The organism is Streptomyces recifensis (assembly GCF_002154615.1).
Lineage (GTDB): Bacteria > Actinomycetota > Actinomycetes > Streptomycetales > Streptomycetaceae > Streptomyces > Streptomyces griseoluteus.
In genome coordinates this window covers 1-3,224 of record NZ_MUNH01000804.1, presented here as the reverse complement: position 1 = coordinate 3,224, position 3,224 = coordinate 1, and the positions used below count along the sequence as shown (strand labels likewise).

At 75.5% G+C, this 3,224-nt stretch carries 1 protein-coding gene; it reads left to right on the top strand.

The features are described from left to right. On the top strand, positions 1-3,224 hold a 3,224-nt coding region (locus CCN33_RS29850; protein ID WP_140394761.1), incomplete at both ends, for a non-ribosomal peptide synthetase.

Here is a 3,224-nt window from a genome sequence, read left to right as displayed (position 1 = left end):
GTGCTGGTCCTCGTCGTCCACCACATCGCCGGGGACGGCTGGTCCCTGGCCCCGCTCGCCCGCCACCTCGGCACCGCCTACCGGGCCCGCCTCCAAGGCGCCGAGCCGGGTCTCACCCTCGGCACCCCGCTCCAGTACGCCGACTACACCCTCTGGCAGCGAGCCCTCCTCGGCGACGGCGAGGGCGACGCCGAGGACGAGGGCGTACTGCGCGGACAGCTCGACCACTGGAACACCGCCCTCGCCGGGATGCCCGGCCTGATCGACCTCCCGCTGGACCGGCCCCGCCCGGCCGCCGTCGACCCCCGGGGCGGCGTCCACACCTTCGAGGTGCCCGCCGAGCTGCACACCCGGCTCAGGCGACTGGCAAGGGAGTCGGGCAGCAGCCTCTTCATGGTGCTCCAGGCGGCCGTGGCTACCCTGCTCCACCGGCACGGCGCCGGCGACGACATCCCGCTCGGCTCGCCCGTCGCGGGCCGCACGGACGAGGCGCTGGAGGACCTGGTCGGGTTCTTCGTCAACACCCTCGTGCTGCGCACCGACCTCTCCGGACGCCCCACTTTCCGCGAACTCCTGCTGCGGGTGCGGGAGTTCGACCTCGCCGCCTACGCCAACCAGGACGTGCCCTTCGAGCGGCTGGTGGAGCACCTCAACCCGGTACGGGCCCGTGACCACCACCCGCTGTTCCAGACCATGGTGGTGCTGCAGAACCAGGACAGCGTCCGCCCCGACCTGCCCGGCCTCACCGTCGAGGACCGGCTCGTGCACAACGGGCTGAGCAAGTTCGACCTCACCTTCGCCTTCACCGAGGAGCGGGACGGCGGCCTGGGCGCCGGGGTCGAGTACGCCACCGCGCTGTTCGACCGGAGCACGGTCGAGAACCTCACGGCCCGGCTGCTGCGCCTGCTGGAGCGGGTCGCCGCCGAACCCGAACGCCCGGTCGCCGAGCACGACCTGCTGACGCCGGACGAGCACACCCGCGTCACCCGCTGGGGCACCGGCCGCGCCCTGCCCGCCACCGACGAGCCCGCCGTGCTGCCGGCGCTGTTCGCCGCCCAGGCCGCGCGCACCCCGGACGCGGTGGCCGTCACCGCCGACGACGCCTCCCTCACCTACGCCGAACTCGACGCCCTCTCCGCCGAACTCGCCGCCGTCCTCGCGGGCCTCGGCGTCGGCCCCGAGACCGGCGTCGGCGTGCTGCTCGGCCGCTCCCCGGCCGTCGTGACCGCCTCCCTCGGCGCCGTCCGCGCCGCCGGGGCCTATGTGCCGCTCGACGCCCGCTGGCCCGAGGAGCGGCTCGACCAGGTCGCCGGGGCCGCGGGCGTGCGGGTGCTCCTGGTCGACGAGGACGCCCACGGCTCCCCCTGGGTGCGCGCGGCCGCCGGACGGACACCGGTCGTCGTCCTGGACCGGCTCGGCCGGGTGCTGCGGGGCGCGCCCGAGCGGCCCGTCCGCCCGGTGCCGGTACCGGGCCCCGCCGCGCTGGCCTACGTGATGTTCACCTCCGGCTCGACCGGCCTGCCCAAGGGCGTCGGCGTCAGCCACGCCGACGTGGTCGCCCTCGCCGCCGACTCCGCCTGGCGGGAAGGCGCCACCGACGCGGTGCTGATGCACTCGGCGTACGTCTTCGACGCCTCCACCTTCGAGATCTGGGCCCCGCTGCTGCACGGCGGCCGGATCGTCGTCGCACCGGAGGGCGTACTGGACGCCCGCGCGCTGGACGACGCGGTGCACACCCACGGGGCCACGGCCGTCTTCATGACGACCGCCCTGTTCAACGTGATCGCCGAGACCGACCCCGGCGCCTTCACCGGTCTGCGGCTGGTGTGCGCCGGCGGTGAGCTGGCCTCCCCGGACGCCATGCAGCGGGTCGCGGCCCTCGCGCCCGACACCCGCGTCCTGCACGTGTACGGCCCCACCGAGACCACCACCTTCGCCACCCGCTACCCGGTGGCCGCCGACCTGCCCGCCGGGCCGCCGCCCATCGGCCGCCCGCTGGACGGCATGCGCCTGCACGTCCTGGACGACTCGCTGCGGCCCGTACCGCCGGGCGTGGTGGGGGAGTTGTACCTCGCCGGGCACGGGGTGGCGCGCGGCTACACGGGCCGCCCCGGCCTGACGGCCACCCGCTTCGTCGCCGACCCGTTCGACGCCGCGGGCGGCCGGATGTACCGCACCGGCGACCTGGTCCGGTGGACTGCGGACGGGCAGATCGCCTACGTCGGCCGGTCCGACGGCCAGGTGAAGCTGCGCGGCTACCGGATCGAGCTGGGGGAGATCGAGAACACCCTCGCCTCCTGCCAGGGCGTCGCGGACGCCTTCGCCATGGTCCGCGAGGACACACCGGGCGACCGCCGCCTCGTCGCCTACGTGGTCCGCGCGAGCGGAGCCGCCCCCGACCCCGCCGACCTCGCCCGCGCCGTAGGCCGGTCCCTGCCCGCCTACATGGTGCCCAGCGCCCTCGTCCCGCTGGACGCACTCCCGCTCACCCCCAACGGCAAGGTGGACCGGCGCGCGCTGCCCGTCCCCGAGCACGCGCCGGTGAGCGGACGCCCGGCCCGTACCGCACGCGAGGAGATCCTCTGCGGACTCTTCGCCGACGTGCTCGGCCTGGACGCGATCGGTCCCGACGACGACTTCTTCGCCCTCGGCGGCCACTCCCTGCTCGCCACCCGGCTCACCGCCCGCGTCCGGGTCGCGCTCGGTGTGGAAGTCCCCGTCAAGACCCTCTTCGAGCACCCGGCGCCGGCCGCGCTGGCCGCCGTGCTCGACGGTGCCGAGGCGGCGCGGCTGCCCTTGCGCCGGGCCGAGCAGCGGGCGGAGCCGCTGCCGCTGTCCTTCGCGCAGCGCCGCCTCTGGTTCCTCAACCGGTTCGAGGGGCCCAGCGACACCTACAACGTCCCGCTGGTGCTGCGCCTGGACGGCCGGCTGGACGCCGACGCGCTGGAAAGCGCGCTGGCCGACGTGGTGGAACGCCACGAGAGCCTGCGCACCGTCTTCCCCGACACCGACGGCGTGCCGCGTCAGCTCATCCTGGACGCCCGCACCGCCGACCTCGACCTCACCCCCCGTGACACCGACCCGGCCCGCCTGGACGAGGTGCTCGCCGCCGAGGTGGCCCACGCCTTCGACGTGAGCGCCGAGGCACCGGTACGGGCCCGGCTGGTGCGGCTCGGCACCGAGACGCACGTACTCGTCCTGGTCCTGCACCACATCGCGGGCGA